15 protein-coding genes are annotated in these 16,004 nt (G+C 47.6%); 1 reads left to right on the forward strand and 14 read right to left on the reverse strand.

From position 1 onward, the window contains the following. Positions 1 to 52: 52 nt before the first annotated feature. Entirely contained in the window at positions 53 to 1,372 is a 1,320-nt protein-coding gene (gene rlmD, locus AKJ31_RS10515) for a 23S rRNA (uracil(1939)-C(5))-methyltransferase RlmD (RefSeq protein ID WP_053409046.1), read from the reverse strand. A gap of 163 nt (positions 1,373 to 1,535) precedes the next feature. On the opposite strand from rlmD, the gene barA reads away from it, so the two are divergent. Then, positions 1,536 to 4,316, forward strand: coding sequence for a two-component sensor histidine kinase BarA (gene barA / locus AKJ31_RS10520; RefSeq protein WP_053409047.1), 2,781 nt, complete (start codon positions 1,536 to 1,538; stop codon positions 4,314 to 4,316). A gap of 40 nt (positions 4,317 to 4,356) precedes the next feature. On the opposite strand, the gene AKJ31_RS10525 is transcribed toward barA, so the two are convergent. The 13 genes from AKJ31_RS10525 to AKJ31_RS10585 all read right to left on the reverse strand — a co-directional run bounded on the left by AKJ31_RS10525 (position 4,357) and on the right by AKJ31_RS10585 (position 15,994). Beyond that, on the reverse strand, positions 4,357 to 5,607 hold the full coding sequence (locus AKJ31_RS10525; protein ID WP_053409048.1) for a GGDEF domain-containing protein: 1,251 nt from the start codon (positions 5,605 to 5,607) through the stop codon (positions 4,357 to 4,359). Next, a complete protein-coding gene (locus AKJ31_RS10530) occupies positions 5,600 to 6,010 on the reverse strand; it encodes a type 2 periplasmic-binding domain-containing protein (protein ID WP_053409049.1) in 411 nt (136 codons plus the stop codon). The genes AKJ31_RS10525 and AKJ31_RS10530 overlap by 8 nt, the downstream gene beginning before the upstream one ends. An 8-nt stretch (positions 6,011 to 6,018) precedes the next feature. Further along, a complete protein-coding gene (locus AKJ31_RS10535) occupies positions 6,019 to 7,293 on the reverse strand; it encodes a porin family protein (protein WP_053409050.1) in 1,275 nt (424 codons plus the stop codon). 139 nt (positions 7,294 to 7,432) lie between these two features. Beyond that, positions 7,433 to 7,813 (reverse strand): holo-ACP synthase, encoded by a 381-nt coding sequence (acpS, locus tag AKJ31_RS10540; RefSeq protein ID WP_053409051.1) that lies wholly within the window; start codon positions 7,811 to 7,813, stop codon positions 7,433 to 7,435. Between the two features lie 2 nt (positions 7,814 to 7,815). Continuing rightward, positions 7,816 to 8,547, reverse strand: a complete 732-nt coding sequence (pdxJ, locus tag AKJ31_RS10545; protein WP_053409052.1) for a pyridoxine 5'-phosphate synthase — start codon at positions 8,545 to 8,547, stop codon at positions 7,816 to 7,818. Beyond that, a complete protein-coding gene (gene recO, locus AKJ31_RS10550; RefSeq protein ID WP_053409053.1) occupies positions 8,544 to 9,269 on the reverse strand; it encodes a DNA repair protein RecO in 726 nt (241 codons plus the stop codon). The genes pdxJ and recO overlap by 4 nt, the downstream gene beginning before the upstream one ends. A gap of 85 nt (positions 9,270 to 9,354) precedes the next feature. Beyond that, positions 9,355 to 10,332, reverse strand: a complete 978-nt coding sequence (gene era, locus AKJ31_RS10555; protein WP_053409054.1) for a GTPase Era — start codon at positions 10,330 to 10,332, stop codon at positions 9,355 to 9,357. Then, positions 10,325 to 11,002, reverse strand: coding sequence for a ribonuclease III (gene rnc / locus AKJ31_RS10560; protein WP_053409055.1), 678 nt, complete (start codon positions 11,000 to 11,002; stop codon positions 10,325 to 10,327). The genes era and rnc overlap by 8 nt, the downstream gene beginning before the upstream one ends. Before the next feature lie 15 nt (positions 11,003 to 11,017). Then, complete coding sequence (lepB, locus tag AKJ31_RS10565) at positions 11,018 to 11,914, reverse strand: signal peptidase I (RefSeq protein ID WP_053409056.1); 897 nt, start codon at positions 11,912 to 11,914, stop codon at positions 11,018 to 11,020. A gap of 87 nt (positions 11,915 to 12,001) precedes the next feature. Then, a complete protein-coding gene (gene lepA / locus AKJ31_RS10570; RefSeq protein WP_053409057.1) occupies positions 12,002 to 13,795 on the reverse strand; it encodes a translation elongation factor 4 in 1,794 nt (597 codons plus the stop codon). 137 nt (positions 13,796 to 13,932) lie between these two features. Beyond that, complete coding sequence (locus tag AKJ31_RS10575; protein WP_053409058.1) at positions 13,933 to 14,403, reverse strand: SoxR reducing system RseC family protein; 471 nt, start codon at positions 14,401 to 14,403, stop codon at positions 13,933 to 13,935. Next, positions 14,400 to 15,362, reverse strand: a complete 963-nt coding sequence (gene rseB / locus AKJ31_RS10580; protein WP_053409059.1) for a sigma-E factor regulatory protein RseB — start codon at positions 15,360 to 15,362, stop codon at positions 14,400 to 14,402. Before rseB ends, AKJ31_RS10575 begins: the two co-directional genes overlap by 4 nt. Continuing rightward, positions 15,359 to 15,994, reverse strand: a complete 636-nt coding sequence (locus tag AKJ31_RS10585; RefSeq protein ID WP_053409060.1) for a sigma-E factor negative regulatory protein — start codon at positions 15,992 to 15,994, stop codon at positions 15,359 to 15,361. The genes rseB and AKJ31_RS10585 overlap by 4 nt, the downstream gene beginning before the upstream one ends. Positions 15,995 to 16,004: the final 10 nt, after the last annotated feature.

Consider the following 16,004-nt stretch of genomic DNA (forward strand, 5'->3'; position numbering starts at 1 on the left):
TATTTTTATCTTCGACTTATTTTCCTGTAAGACTCGTACAGGCGAAATAAGTTTACTCCTTTACAAAAAGTGCCATCGATTCAAGATGACTGGTGTGCGGAAACATATCCAACATACCTAATTTTTCTAGCTTAAATCCTTGGCTGAGCAAGCTTTGTGAATCTCTGGCTAGAGTAGCAGGATTACAGGAAACATAAACGACTCTCTCCGCCCCAAGTGCAGAAAGTTGATCTACGATGCCGCTCGCCCCTGCCCTAGCCGGGTCGAGCAATACTTTATCAAACTTCTCTCCTGCCCAAATCTGACCAGAAAAGTCCTGCTCTAGATTTGCCTGATAAAACTGCGCATTGCTTAAGCCATTTCTCGCTGCGTTTGCCGCTGCTTTCTCAACCATCGCATCCACACCTTCAACGCCTACTACGCTTGCGACTTGTTGTGCGATCGGCAGGCTGAAGTTGCCCAAACCACAGAACAAATCCAGTACTCTGTCCTGCGAAGACAACGCCAACCAATCTACCGCTTGCTTAACCATGCTGTCGTTGACTTGCTGGTTCACCTGAATAAAGTTGTTCGGTTCAAAGGCAATTTCAACCCCGGCTTCCAAGTAATAGCCTGAATCACCACAAATAAGGTTCAGTTGGTCATTCTGTGGCATCAGATATAAGCTGGCTTGATGTCGATTTGCGAACTCAACCAAGGCATTATTATCGTCATCTTTTAGCGCTTTAGAATGACGCAGCACAATGATTCGTGTGTTGTCCGCCTTTACCAGTTCGACATGCCCTAAGGTGTCTTGATGAGAAAAACCAGCTAACAACGACTGCAATTCCGGTAACAACTCGTCCAACTCTGGCGCTAGCACAGGACAATGGGTCACGTTGACGATCTCTTTGCTGTGCTTTTTACGAAAACCAAATTGCAACTGGCGACTCTTTTTGTCGAGCAACAAACTGATGCGTGCACGACGTCGATAGCCGCGCTCATCAGCGGTGATCGGCGCATCCAGTTGTGCAGTTTGGCCAGAGAACTTTTTCATCAACTGGCTCAACGTATGCTGTTTGTACTCACGTTGGTCATCAATCGACAAATGCTGCATATTACAGCCACCGCACTGCTGATAATGCGGACAAAACGGCTCGACACGTTGCGTGCTTGCTTTCTGAATTTTGATTAAGTTGGCGCGAGAGAACTTACTCTTCGATTCGGTCAGTTGAATCAGCACTTGCTCTCCCGGTAGTGCGCCTTCGATAAAGACCGGTTTTTTGTTCTGATAGGCGATACCAGCACCATGGTGATCGAGTTTTTCTACCTGTACGGACTGATGTTTGGTGTTGAGTTGAGTTTTCTTCTTCGGTTGGAAAAAACGCGCCATGCTCTGTGCCTATCTATTAATGCTCTAAATTGCGGTTCAGGCTCTACCTTTTGTACCTGAATCATTGTCTGAGTCGACCGAGTTGATTATGCTTATCGATTCGGCAGTCTCAGCTTATATTGCGACTATTTTCCCATATCCACACCACGATGTTTAGACAATAATGACAAGATATGGCTTACGCGCCCGCGTTATTACTCTTACTCTCGCGCCGACATTAATTATCGGGTTGCTTTTAAGCGCGTTTTTCTCGTTTAACCGCTACCACGACTTAGAAACCCAAGTATTCAATTCTGGCCTGAATATTATCGAGCCATTAGCCATCGCCAGTGAAGATGGACTTAAAAAGAATAGTCGAGAATCGGTGCGCCGCATCATCAGCTACGCGCATCGTAAAAACTCCAAGTTTGTCCGCAGTATCGCGGTATTTGATTACAACCATGAGCTGTTCGTCACCTCTAACTTCCATCCCAATTTCGAATCGTTGACGTTCCCAAAAAGCGAGCCAATTCCGCTACTGGTCAGTTCAACACTCAAAGACGATACGTTAATTTTGCGTGCGCCTGTTGTGGCCGAATCAGGCCTAATTTCAACCTCTCGCGGTAAAGAAAACACGCCAGCACTCGGTTATGTTGCGGTAGAACTTGACCTGTCATCACTGCGTTTACAGCAATACCAAGAAGTATTCTCGGCGTTTTTAGTTCTACTGGTTGGCTTAGGTTTGGCGGCGGTGTTTGCCTATCGATTAATGTACGACGTAACACGCCCAATTTCACACATGAAGAATATGGTCGACCGCATTCGCCGCGGTCATCTTGATGTGCGGATCGAAGGCAAAATGCACGGAGAGCTGGACTCGCTGAAAAACGGTATCAACGCGATGGCGGTTTCACTGTCTGAATACCACGTCGAGATGCAGCACAGCATCGACCAAGCAACATCAGATCTACGTGAGACACTTGAACAGCTTGAAATCCAGAACGTGGAACTCGACATAGCGAAAAAACGCGCTCAGGAAGCAGCGCGCGTAAAATCAGAGTTCCTTGCCAACATGTCACACGAGCTTCGCACCCCACTTAACGGCGTGATCGGCTTTACCCGTCAAATGCTCAAAACTCAGTTGACCAACAGCCAAACCGATTACCTACAAACCATTGAAAAATCGGCGAAGAACTTACTGAACATCATCAACGATATTCTTGATTTCTCTAAACTGGAAGCGGGTAAACTGGCGCTAGAGAACATTCCGTTCGATTTCCAAGAGTCGCTTGAAGAAGTGGTGAGCTTGCAGGCCACCAGCGCTCACGAAAAAGGCCTTGAACTGACCTTGAAGATCGATCCTAAGATCCCACCAGGTCTGGTCGGTGATTCACTGCGTATTCAGCAAGTTCTGACCAACCTTGTCGGTAACTCGATCAAATTTACTGAGCACGGCAACATCGATATCAGCGTCGAACTAAGGTCGCAAAAAGAAGATACTGTCGAACTGCAATTTATGGTACGTGATACGGGTATCGGTATTTCTGAGCGCCAGCAAGCGCAGTTGTTCCAAGCATTCAGTCAGGCTGATGCGAGTATTTCGCGCCGCTATGGTGGTACGGGTCTAGGCTTGGTTATTACTCAGAAACTGGTCAGTCAAATGGGCGGCGAAATCAGCCTAACCAGCCGCCTGCACCAAGGCTCCACCTTCTGGTTTACACTGCGCCTCAGCGCGACCGACATGCCTGTCAGTGAGCTAGTTGATACAGAAAGCCTGAAACAGCGCAGCCTGTTGTTGGTCGAGCCGAACATGCAAGCCGCGTCGGTCATGCAGCAAATTTTAGTTCAGGAAGGGTTGATCGTGACCTATCGCTCTTCGTTGCCTGATGACGAAGAAAGTTACGACTACGTGTTGCTCAACTTGGCTCCAAACAAAGAACACGAAACCGCAGAAGTAGAAAAACGTGTCGAGCAAGCCATGCGCTGCGCGCCGCATGTCGTGGTCGGTACGCCAAGTACTACGCTGGCGCTTTCTGACCATCTCATTCAAAAATATCCAATTCACTGTATTACGAAACCACTTTCTCGCAAGCGCTTGTTGCAGACGTTAACCGCCAACCAAGACAGCTTGCCGACGCTACCAAACGTGGTGCAGCAGAGTGAAACGCTACCACTAACCGTTATGGCGGTCGACGACAACCCTGCCAACCTGAAGCTGATCAGTGCGCTACTTCAAGAGCGGGTGGAAAAAGTGGTTACCAGCACCAATGGTCTCGATGCGGTCAAACAAGCCAAAGTTCAGGCATTCGATATCATCTTGATGGATATCCAGATGCCACACATGGACGGGGTGACCGCGTGTGAAGAGATCAAGAAAACCGAACTGAACGCGAAGACGCCCGTCATCGCAGTAACGGCTCACGCAATGAGCGGTGAGCGCGACCGACTATTGAACGCGGGTATGGACGATTACCTAACGAAACCAATCGAAGAGCACGTGTTGCAGCAGGTTTTGGTTCACTGGAGTCCACTGACCGACGAAGAGAAAATTGAGAAGATCGCCCCTTCGTATATCGAACCTGAACAAGAAACGCCAGCGCCTTCCTCTCCAGCGACGGCGCAAAATATCAGCATTGACTGGGATGCGGCTCTGAAACAGTCGGCAAATAAAGTCGACCTTGCCAAAGATATGCTGCAGATGTTGGTCGACTTTATCCCTGAAGTAGAAGAGATCGTTGAACAAGCACTGGAGCAAGAGGACTTTCCTCGTGAAGACCTTATCCAAGTGATCCACAAGCTTCACGGCAGTAGTTCATACTGTGGCGTACCCACGCTGAAGCAACTGTGCGCGACTTTAGAGCAAGCACTGCGTTCAGGCGCTAGCATCGACGATATCGAACCGGAGATTTTCGAGCTACAAGATGAAATGACCAAAGTCATCGCCACAGCCAAACGCTACTTGTAGGTAACGCTTATCCAGATAAGGGCAGAGCTAAAACGCTCTGCTACTTAATATTGGTGACATTATCTTCGGCTTGATAAAACTGGTAGTCGTTTTTGTTAAGTTGTTTCACCGCGTACATTGCTTGGTCGGCTTGATGTACCAATTTCTCGGCGTCAATACTGATGGTTTTTCCAACCGAAATACCAACACTACAACCGACGCTAAATACATGAGATTGATAAGCAAAAGGAAGGTTTGCCAAGCGCACCGCGTCAGAGGCGATGTCTTCGAGTAGCTCTTGATCGGTTTTCTGCAGCGCGAGATAAATGACAAACTCATCACCACCGATACGACCAACCACACCGGGTACATTACTGTCCAACTGTAAGGTCGAAAAACGCTTGGCGATCTCTTTCAGCACAAAGTCACCCGCAGCGTGACCGTAGCTATCATTGATACCTTTAAAGCCGTCAAGGTCAACCAGTAACAGCGCAATATAGCGACTGGAAGATGCCACTTGTTCGACGTATTTCTCACAGCCCAATCGGTTTTTCAATCCAGTCAAAGTGTCTTGCTCGGCAAGGTTTCGATAGTACTGCTCCCAGTGTTCAATTTGCGAACGCAAACCACGCTCACGTTCTATCGCATGGCGTGAGTTCTCAATGAAAGTATTAACACTATTAACCACCACTCCAAGCTCGTTTTCCTGGTTTTTCTTGTCAATGGGAATCAAATCCGTACTGCCCGGCGTAGCAGAGTTGAGCGCGTTTGATAGCGAGGTCAGTGGCTTACCGATAATGCGTTCAAACACCAATACCAACGCGATTACTGTGACAAAAAACTGCCCTAAGGCAAACGCAACTTGGCTAAATACCTGAGACAAGGCTTTCTGTTGAAGCACAGAGTGGTTGTTATGGATATACAAAGTGCCTAACGGTTCACCATCGGTAGGAGAATATAAACGGTACTGGTTTGAATTAACCCATAAGCTGCTTTCAGCATCGACCACGTGATTGGATGAAAACGATACCCCTTCGTCACTTTCTAAACGGACCGCGTCTATTTCTTCGTGTAGCAGCAACGAAGAGATCACTTCGTCCGCAATCTCTTTGTTATTGACGTAAAGCGCTATCGCTGCCGTATTAGATAATGATAACGCCAGTTTTTGCTCAAGTTCTTTGTGACTTTTATCAGCTTGAGCAAAACCAACCGTAACCATAATCACGAGCAAGCACACTAAGTACATCATCGCCAGAATCGATACGATTTTGAGCAGGCGATTTGATAGCGACTTTGAATTCGGTCTATTCATCTATTTGTAACGCAACCCTAAGTCCTGAGCCTTCTGGTGGAGCTTCTCTCATATAGCCAATGGCTTGTGGGTTATTCGCAAGTTTGTCCAACAACTCTTGTCTCGAATCCACCTCTTCAGGTGCACGCATACTGCCGGAAAACTTAAGTTTCGCCCAATAAGCGTTGACTTGGCTAATCCTCATATTAGTGATTTTCTCGAAAAACAGTCTTCGATCTTCTCCAGTACGATCCAATACTTGGTCGATGTACGTATCACCAACACTCTTTCTTCGCCCTAAATAGACGTCTGCAATCTCGTCCACTGCAGAAACCTGAATCGGGCTTTTTTCATTTACAACCACATAAATGTCGGCATACGCCGTCGTGGTGATAAACAATATTAGGAAGCTAAAATATTTCATACAGCCCCCTAAAAAATAAAGTTCATATTTAGGGTATAAACTTGGACATCACGCCCTTTATCTATCCCTTCTGTCGACATCGCCCACAACCCGTAACCGTATGGCTCAATATCGATATGATCGACTTGTGCTTTTAGCGCTAAGTTGGGTAGCAGATCCCAGCGAACCCCCAGCGAGTAGGTTTGTTGTTCGATCCGAACCGAGTTAATCCCGAATAACGCACCAGCCTGTAGGGGACCTAATGCAGGATTCAAAGCACTCCAATCGCTACTGGACTCGTATCTGTCATTAGATTGTCTAACTCGTCCGTAGATCGCGTAAGGCGTCACCGAACCAAATGTTCTACCCAAGAGCGCATAGCCACCTTCACCTTGTGGGATAGAATCTTTGTCCGCATAAACTTTAAATAACTCAGACTGGAAGCTCCAAACCCCGTCAAAGTAGGTCATAGCTGCCTGCAAGTAATTCACCCGCTCGTCTTTGACCATAAAATAGTCATAGACTTGTTGTGCGTCGTTACTGATCCCAGGAATACCTAAATCGGCCACTCCTTTCACTTGAGTCTGAACATTAGTGATGAAGTCACCGTGGTCAACGGTTAAGTTTCCTACTCGAGCATATGATAGCTGCCACTGCCAAGCATCCTGGTCCAGCTCCAACGAAAGACTCAGAATGTTGTCGAGCTTGGTTTCGTACTCTTGGTCCGATGCCGCTAGTTCACCGTCTTCTCTGTTTTGCCCATACTCAAGCGTCGCGCTCCAGTTGAAGTCTGGGTTATTAGAAATGTAACTGATACCAAGGCCGTCTAGGTTATTAAACGGAATACCGCCGTATAGCTCTAGAGGTGGGCGAACCCAGAGATGGGCATAATCGATCTGGCGGCTGTCTGCTGCGGCATAGGCACTGACGCCGATACGACCCGCACGAAAGCTCCAATATTCATTGGGTTCATAGCGGACGAAAGCTAATTCGGTCAACGCATCTAGATCGTGGGATACACTGTTGTCCAGTAACAGCTGAGCTGTCACCGACCATTGCCTGTTGAAAGCACCATCAAGCTGCAATCCCAGATTGGAATCGCTAGAAAACGTGCCGTTGTCGTCAATATCGACGGATTGGGTGATATCTCTTCGGTAAGCTATATCTTCTTCGTTTTCATAGGTGTAGCCCAGCGTCCCAAAACCGGAAGCAGACCACTCCAGTGCGTGAATATGACTACTGGATGTTACAAGCCCTAGAAAAAGAACACTGCGCGCAAGCATAACCGTATTGTGTTTAGACATACTGCGGTCCTTAGCAAATACGAATTAGTTTTTTAATTGTTTTTTAAGCTTTATTTCAAAGTATACCAATAATGAGAAAAGTGTAATGTGGTTGTTATTAAATTATTGGTCAACGCATAAAAAAAGCGACTAAAAGTCGCTATTTTTCAAAAATTACCGTTGCTACTGCGTAATGTCGTTCATCGGATATCGAAAGGTGCATATGCCGAATTTGCTTGCTTTGCGCAATTTCGAGCGCTCTATTGGCAAGGGTCAACTGCGGCGCACCGTGTTCATCATTTGTTACACTAAAATCATGAAAGGTCACACCAAGCGCGATTCCCGTACCTAATGCTTTCGATGCAGCTTCTTTCGCGGCAAAGCGCTTCGCGAGGAAACGCCCTTGTTGTTTCAGATTCTGAAATTTTTCAAATTCCAGTTCGGTCAGGATACGACGAGCAAACGCCTCACCAGTTCGCGCGAGCGCTTTTTCGACACGCTCAATCTCAGCAATATCTGTTCCTAAACCGACAATCGCCATAATTATTTACGCGCTTCAACCATCAGTGCTTTCATATCAGCAACCGCTTTGTGCAGGCCATCAAACACCGCACGACCAATGATCGAGTGACCGATATTCAGTTCGTAAATTTCAGGGATAGCAGCGATAGCGGCTACGTTGTGGTAAGTCAAACCGTGGCCAGCGTTAACCGTGATACCTAAATCTGCCGCGTAGCTTGCGCCTGCAGAGATTTTCTTCAGCTCATTTTGTTGTTCCGCTTCGGTTTCTGCATCGGCGTAGTGGCCTGTGTGCAGCTCGATAAACGGCGCACCACACGCTTTCGCTGCGTCGATTTGCTCGCGGTCTGCATCGATAAACAGAGATACTTTAATGCCAGCAGCAGTCAGTTTTTGTGTAGCTGCTTTTACTTTCTCTAGCTGACCAACAACGTCCAAACCACCTTCAGTTGTTAGTTCTTCACGCTTCTCTGGTACCAAGCATACGTACTCAGGCTGCGTTTTCAGCGCGATCTCGACCATCTCGTCAGTCACTGCCATTTCTAGGTTCATGCGCGTTTGTAGCGTTTCACGTAGGATGCGGACGTCTCGGTCTAGGATGTGGCGACGGTCTTCACGTAGGTGAATCGTAATACCATCTGCACCGGCACGTTCTGCAATTTCAGCGGCGTGTACCGGATCTGGGTACTTAGTTCCACGCGCGTTACGTAAAGTCGCAATATGGTCGATGTTAACACCTAGGTAAATTGAGCTCATTTTCCAATACTCCGTGCTCGGGGAACCAACGATAGGAACAGTTCCCTGCTTTTTAATGGTTTGCCGCCAAGATACGGCTTTAAGGCTATGCGTGTAAAGCGTTTTGCCGCTTTAAGTTGTTCTTTTGTGGTAAATCGACGCTCGCTGATCGCAATCAGTTCGTTACCAACAAATGTCAGGTTATCTCGACGCACCGACGCGATAAAGCCTTTTTGTTCCCGATAACGATACGTCATCTCTGGATCGATAGGCTCGCCAGTACCAGCACAATGCAGAAAGTCGACGCCGTACCCCATTGCCGACAACATTGCGAGTTCAAAGCGTCGCAAAGCGGGCTCTGGATTATCACACTGCGCCAGTTCCGTTAGCGCGTGCAGGTAATCGTGGAACAGTGCAGGCATTGGCACTTCAGCCATCAGAACTCGGCCAATCAATTCATTGACATACATCGCCGAGTAGAGATTAATCCCACTTAATGGCAAACCAAGACTGATAGGTTCAGCTTGTCGTAGCGTCTTCATTGAGCCGTTGCCCGACCATTTCAGCAACAGTGGCGTAAACGGCTGCAGCGCCCCTTTTAAGTTGGAACGCTTGCTTCGTGCACCTTTAGACATCAGCGTAACCCGGCCGTACTCCTCGCTAAAAACGTCTAGGATCAAGCTCGATTCGCTATAAGGGCGACGATGTAAAACAAAACAGCGCTGTAAGCCTTCTGAGGACATAGTCTCTGCCAATAGATAAAAAATAAGGAGCCCATCGGCTCCTTATTTGTTGTGATTCGGAGCGAAGCTAACTGCCTCGCGTTCCTTATAAATCGTCAATGTAGCCAAGAGAGCGAAGAGCACGCTCGTCGTCAGCCCAGCCCGATTTCACCTTAACCCAAGTTTCAAGGTAAACCTTACGGCCAAACAATTCTTCCATATCAAGACGCGCTTCGCGACCGATGGTTTTGATCTTCTCGCCACCTTTACCGATCACCATTTTCTTCTGACCGGAGCGCTCAACCAAGATCAATGCGTTGATGTGGAAACCGTCGGTTTCTGGGTTGTAATCAAAACGCTCGATCTCAACCGTTACTGAGTAAGGCAGTTCTTCACCCGTAAAACGCATCAGTTTTTCACGTACGATTTCTGACGCCATGAAACGCTGAGAGCGGTCCGTCACGTACTCTTCTGGGAAGTGGTGTGTCGCTTTTGGCAAATGGTCACGTACGTGCTTGCGCAGCACGTCGATGTTCTTGCCGTGTTTCGCCGAAATAGGCACGACATCGACAAAGTCCATCTTCTTCGACATATCCATCATGTGTAACATGACTTCATTACGGTCTTGGACGTTATCCACTTTGTTGACACACAGTACCACTGGGAAGTTCGACTTCTGAAGCTTCGTCAGCACCATCTCGTCGTCTTTGGTCCAGTGCGTGCCGTCAACGAGGAAGAACACCAAGTTCACATCACTTAGAGATGAGTTCGCAGCACGGTTCATCAATCGGTTAATCGCACGCTTTTCTTCGATATGAAGTCCCGGCGTATCAACGTAAATCGCTTGGTAATCACCTTCGGTGTCAACACCCATGATACGGTGACGCGTGGTCTGCGGTTTACGTGAGGTGATCGAAATCTTCTGCCCCAAGATGCGGTTAAGCAGCGTCGATTTACCTACGTTTGGTCGGCCAACAATCGCCACAAAACCACAGTGCTGGTTTTCAGGCGTGCTAGCAGGCTCATTGCTCGATGAGAAGAACGCATCGATATCAAATTCGTTGTTGTCTGTTGAATCAGTCATTGGTCAATTGCTCTAGTGCTAATTCAGCAGCCGCTTGTTCTGCCTTGCGGCGGCTGGTGCCTTTACCAATTACAGGATCTCCAATACCTGCAACTTCACACGCTACAGTAAATTCCTGATTGTGTGCTTCACCTTTAATATTAGTCACTGTGTAAACAGGCAGCGGCTTTCTGCGACCTTGCAAAAACTCTTGAAGACGAGTTTTTGGGTCTTTCTGAGAAACGCCAGGCTTGATGGCTTCCAAACGCTGTTTATACCAGCTAAGAATGATGCCACGAACAACCTCAATGTCGCTGTCTAGGTAGATAGCACCAATGATCGCTTCAACTGCGTCGGCAAGAATAGAATCACGGCGGAAACCACCACTTTTCAACTCACCTGGACCTAATTTTAAGTGATCTCCTAGTTCGAATTCTCGACCTAGCTCCGCCAATGTATTACCACGCACCAATGTTGCGCGCATGCGGCTCATGTCCCCTTCATTCACTTTAGGGAAACGATGATAAAGATCGTCAGCAATGACAAAACTTAAAATTGAATCGCCCAGAAACTCAAGACGCTCATTATGTTTACCGTTAGCGCTGCGGTGAGTCAGCGCTAAGTTGATAAGCTCAGCATCATTAAACTGATAGCCGAGCTTTTTCTCTAGTTTTTCGATAGGAGAATTCATGCTCTCTCGATTTGTTTAGTTAATACCACCAATGCGGTTAAAGCGCACACCTGTTGGAATCCAAGACGGTAGCGCACTGTCTGAGCCACGTTCAAATTCGAAGCTGATCCAGATTCCTACTGCTTTACCCACCAAGTTTGCCTCTGGTACAAAGCCCCAGTAACGGCTGTCAGCACTGTTGTCACGGTTATCACCCATCACAAAATACTGACCTTCAGGTACGACCCATTCGTTGACCCCGTTACGTGGTTGATAAGCTTCCACGCGGTCGCGGCGTAATGGGTTGACCAAGATTTGGTGACCAACTTCACCCAACTTTTCGTCCAACTGAATCAGTGGGATACCATTTTGGATAAATTGGCTCTCTTCAACATTAGAAAGTTTAACTGGCTTACAACTGCTCTCGCCCGCTGCCTGAATACAGATTTCTTTCTTGCTGCTGTAGCGTACCGTATCGCCTGGCAGGCCTACGACACGTTTAATGTAATCAATGTTTGGCTGAGGTGGGTACTTGAATACCACGATGTCACCACGCTCAGGTTTACCCGTTTCGACCAGTTGAGTGCGCCATACTGGATCTTTTAGGCCATAGGCGTATTTTTCAACCAGAATGAAATCCCCAACTAATAGAGTCGGCATCATAGAACCTGAAGGGATCTGAAACGGCTCGTAGATAAAAGAGCGCAACACTAACACTGCTGCAATCACTGGGAAAATAGAAACGCTGTTCTCTACCCACCAAGGTTGCTTGTTCACTTTGTTCAGAGTGGCAACATCAAGACCATTGGTTTGCGCTTCAACGTCGGCAACTTGAGCCTGACGTTTCTTAGCAAAAACCAACTTCTCTAGAACCCAAACGATACCCGTAACAAAAGTTACGATAACGAGGATCAGTGAAAATGTGTTCGCCATTGACTTCCCTTATCTTAAAAATACGAAAGTGAAAGAGCCGAAACCCTTTCACTTAATTAGTTACCTTATTGAGCCAAACTCAACAAATTAATCTTTACCTACGTGAAGAATTGCAAGGAACGCTTCTTGAGGCAGCTCTACGTTACCGATCTGCTTCATACGTTTCTTACCTTCTTTCTGTTTCTTCAGAAGTTTCTTCTTACGGCTCACGTCACCACCGTAACATTTGGCGATAACGTTCTTACGTAATTGTTTTACCGTCGAACGCGCGATGATGTGGTTACCAATCGCAGCCTGAATCGCGATATCAAACATTTGGCGAGGGATGAACTCTTTCATCTTCTCAACCAACTGACGACCGCGAGTCTGAGACTGGTCTTTGTGTGTGATCATCGCTAGCGCGTCAACCGTGTCACCGTTCAGAAGCACGTCTACGCGAACCATGTTCGACGCTTCAAAGCGCTGGAAGTTGTAGTCCAGAGAAGCATAACCACGTGATGTTGACTTCAGACGGTCAAAGAAATCCAGTACCACTTCTGCCATCGGAATATCGTAAGTCACCGCAACTTGGTTACCGTGATAAACCATATCCACCTGAGTACCACGTTTTTCAACACACAGCGTGATAACGTTACCTAGGTATTCAGACGGCACTAGGATGTTACAACGCGCGATCGGCTCGCGAATTTCTTCGATGTCGTTTACCGCAGGTAGTTTCGCTGGGCTATCGACATACAACAGTTTTCCGTCGGTTTGTTCAACTTCGTAAACTACCGTTGGCGCTGTGGTAATTAGGTCTAGGTCGTATTCACGCTCTAAACGTTCTTGGATAATTTCCATGTGCAGCATGCCAAGGAAACCACAACGGAAACCAAAGCCTAGGGCTGCAGAGTTTTCTGGCTCGTAGAACAACGACGCATCGTTCAAGCTCAGTTTGCCTAGTGCGTCACGGAAGTTCTCGTAGTCGTCAGACGAAACAGGGAACAGACCGGCGTAAACCTGAGGTTTTACTTTCTTAAAGCCCGGTAGCGGTTTGTCACTGCCGTTTTTCGCTTGCGTCAGCGTATCACCAACTGGCGCGCCTAGGATGTCTTTGATACCACAAACCACCCAACCTACTTCACCAGTACGCAGCACATCAGTATCCACTTGCTTCGGCGTGAAGATACCTAAACGGTCAACACCCCAAGTTTGGCCTGTGCTCATAACTTTGATCTTGTCGTTTTTCTTCAGTACGCCGTTTTTGATACGTACCAGAGAGACAACGCCAAGGTAGTTGTCAAACCACGAGTCAATGATCAGTGCCTGTAGTGGTGCATCAGGATCACCTTCCGGTGCAGGAATCGCAGATACGATATTTTCTAATACTTCATCTACACCCAAGCCGGTTTTCGCCGAACAACGGGTTGCTTCCATCGCATCGATACCGACGATTTCTTCAATTTCTTCTGCGACACGCTCTGGGTCAGCAGCAGGTAAGTCGATCTTGTTCAGGATTGGCACAACTTCCAGATCCATTTCGATCGCCGTATAGCAGTTAGCTAGTGTTTGAGCTTCTACGCCCTGACCCGCATCAACCACCAGCAGCGCGCCTTCACAAGCGGCTAGAGAACGCGACACTTCGTACGCGAAGTCAACGTGTCCAGGGGTGTCGATGAAGTTAAGCTGATAAGTTTCACCATCTTTTGCGGTGTAGTTTAGTGTCACACTCTGAGATTTGATGGTGATGCCACGTTCACGCTCTAGATCCATAGAGTCAAGAACCTGCGCTGCCATTTCACGGTCGCTTAGACCACCGCAAACTTGGATCAAACGGTCAGATAGGGTCGACTTACCATGGTCGATGTGGGCGATAATCGAAAAGTTACGAATGTGCTTCATGATTTGGGGTGACTAAACTCATTTTTAATAGGGACAATACTACCCACAGATATATTCAATATGGGTATAGAAATGCCGTCGTTTGACGGCATTTCAATCAAGTTGGCAGATTCTACCCAATTTCTGGGCGCTTCGCACTAGCTAATTGGTTCTCCCAATACCCTAAGCAAAGTAACCTGCTGTGAGGAGAGACTTTCCTGTTTGGCTGCCATCGCTTTTGCTAAGTAAATCCCCGCTCCGGTAAAGATAGCAGAACTAAGAATCACCACACCTTCGCCGCCGCCAAGCCACGGCAGCAATAGCCACTGACCAAACAAAGCGCCAACGATGAGCGCAAACAGTGGAATAAGGTACACGATAGCCGCTGACTGTAGCAGGCTCTTTTCAGGCAGACCGATTTCCACCACCTGACCTTCTTTAACGATTTTTTTGGTAACTAAATGCCAATGGAGCGACTTTCTACCAATAGCTTTGGAGACGACACCCGTACCGCAGCTCTTTTGCGACGAGCAGCTACTGCAACTGGTTTGTTGATCGCAGCTCAATTCGACTTCGTAACCGGTCGCATTGGCTTTTACAGCAGACACGGTCGCTAATGCGGTCATCATGGTCTACTACTCTGAGCAATCACCACTGACTGCGCAATTCGCTTCGCGGTTGCAGGTGGAATATCACCAACTACTGACACTTCGAGATTGCCGTTCACCAAGCTGTGCAGCGTACGTCGCCCTTGTCTCACCAATTGGCCTTTGAGTGACAAGTTGTCACTGTCAGCCACATAGACAGAGAAACTAAATAGACCATCGCTGTACATCTGGCTTTCGACCATACGCTCAGTGTTCGCCATTCGGTAGCGGTTCAAATCTTTGGGCTCAAAGCCTTCAGGAATCCATTTCACGCGCCAAAAAGACTCTTTGACCTGACCTTTCGGTAAAGAGAGTACTTCTGGAAGTTTGACTTCATTAAGCGCACTGAGAATATCCACCACCTGGTCACTCACGCTGTAAGACACCGCGCGAAACTGTTCAAGAATCTCACCATCACGGTCAATCAGATCCGCTCTTAGCGGTAGATTATTCTTTTCATCAACCCACAATACGTACGAGTAACGCAGCCCATCTTTTGGTACCACACGTAATACCTGACAAGCCGAACCTGCCTCACGAGCGCGACCAACCTGAATAAAGTCATAGAACTCGCTCAGGTCATCCACGTTGGTGTTGAGAAATGGAATAACGGGCGCAACCATGCTGCCCGATTCAATCGTAAACGGTTCAACACCTGGTTCGATATAGCTGACTTCTTCGCCGCGACGAATCACTTCACGAATCGGTCCGCTTAAATACACCAGATGCGCGAGCTGTTGTTCGCCATCTCGCGCATGGCGATACAGCAAAGGCTCAATACTGTTTTTCTTGATAAGGATGTATGACAACTCATAATTGAGGTGCTGGCTTGCTTCATTCATTTGATGCAACAAAGCCTCTGCAGGAGCTTGTTGTTCTGCAAAGGCTGGTGCCGCATTCAAACTGAACAGTGTAAGCGCACTGATCAGAAATTTTTTCATTCAACTACCGTTTCTGAATCATCACTATGGTCAGTAATGCTTTCGCTATTTAAGCGCAGTTGCAATTCGTAATCTTGTAGCATAGCGTTGATGCGACGACGCTGCTCTTGAATGCTAGACGCGTTCAGGTTTTGCTGTTCTTCAACCGACGCGCGCGTCAGGCTTACAGGTTCCGCACTACCCGCAAAAGGAATCGTTTGGAGAACTGGAAGCTGGTCTGCTTGTGGGGCTGCTGGATCGCTGCCGCCGTATTGTTGCACACCTAGGATAACCGCCAGCGAGACACAAGCTGCCACCGCAACTTGCCCAAACTGATTCAACCACGCAGGTAACTGTCGACGAGCTTTAGCCGGAGTCGGTTGTGACTCTTTGCCTCTGAACTCGTCAAGCTCAATCACAGAACGCTGAGAGCTATATGTTGAGTGCGCAGGCTCATTTTCAAGTGCTAAAGCTACACTTTCAGCGATATTCCACTCCGGTTTTTCCGGTGCTTCGCCTCGCATCACATCACCAATTAAATGGTAATTTTTCCAGATCTGCTGGCTATCTTGGTCACGTTCTAACTCGTTAATCAGAACCTTATCGACCAACTCTCCATCCATGAGCGCTGAAAGTTTCTCTTTGTCAGCCATTATTTTCACC

Origin of the sequence: Vibrio hepatarius (assembly GCF_001274785.1) — a bacterium.
GTDB lineage: Bacteria > Pseudomonadota > Gammaproteobacteria > Enterobacterales > Vibrionaceae > Vibrio > Vibrio hepatarius.

Excerpts from the sequence above, each read along its gene's own strand:
- rseB (WP_053409059.1), bottom strand. The coding sequence starts at position 15,362 with ATGAAAAAATTTCTGATCAGTGCGCTTACACTGTTCAGTTTGAATGCG.
- era (WP_053409054.1), bottom strand. The coding sequence starts at position 10,332 with ATGACTGATTCAACAGACAACAACGAATTTGATATCGATGCGTTCTTC.
- acpS (WP_053409051.1), bottom strand. The coding sequence starts at position 7,813 with ATGGCGATTGTCGGTTTAGGAACAGATATTGCTGAGATTGAGCGTGTC.
- lepA (WP_053409057.1), bottom strand. The coding sequence starts at position 13,795 with ATGAAGCACATTCGTAACTTTTCGATTATCGCCCACATCGACCATGGT.
- AKJ31_RS10585 (WP_053409060.1), bottom strand. The coding sequence starts at position 15,994 with ATGGCTGACAAAGAGAAACTTTCAGCGCTCATGGATGGAGAGTTGGTC.
- AKJ31_RS10525 (WP_053409048.1), bottom strand. The coding sequence starts at position 5,607 with ATGAATAGACCGAATTCAAAGTCGCTATCAAATCGCCTGCTCAAAATC.
- pdxJ (WP_053409052.1), bottom strand. The coding sequence starts at position 8,547 with ATGAGCTCAATTTACCTAGGTGTTAACATCGACCATATTGCGACTTTA.
- rlmD (WP_053409046.1), bottom strand. The coding sequence starts at position 1,372 with ATGGCGCGTTTTTTCCAACCGAAGAAGAAAACTCAACTCAACACCAAA.
- lepB (WP_053409056.1), bottom strand. The coding sequence starts at position 11,914 with ATGGCGAACACATTTTCACTGATCCTCGTTATCGTAACTTTTGTTACG.
- barA (WP_053409047.1), top strand. The coding sequence starts at position 1,536 with ATGACAAGATATGGCTTACGCGCCCGCGTTATTACTCTTACTCTCGCG.
- AKJ31_RS10575 (WP_053409058.1), bottom strand. The coding sequence starts at position 14,403 with ATGATGACCGCATTAGCGACCGTGTCTGCTGTAAAAGCCAATGCGACC.
- recO (WP_053409053.1), bottom strand. The coding sequence starts at position 9,269 with ATGTCCTCAGAAGGCTTACAGCGCTGTTTTGTTTTACATCGTCGCCCT.
- rnc (WP_053409055.1), bottom strand. The coding sequence starts at position 11,002 with ATGAATTCTCCTATCGAAAAACTAGAGAAAAAGCTCGGCTATCAGTTT.
- AKJ31_RS10530 (WP_053409049.1), bottom strand. The coding sequence starts at position 6,010 with ATGAAATATTTTAGCTTCCTAATATTGTTTATCACCACGACGGCGTAT.
- AKJ31_RS10535 (WP_053409050.1), bottom strand. The coding sequence starts at position 7,293 with ATGTCTAAACACAATACGGTTATGCTTGCGCGCAGTGTTCTTTTTCTA.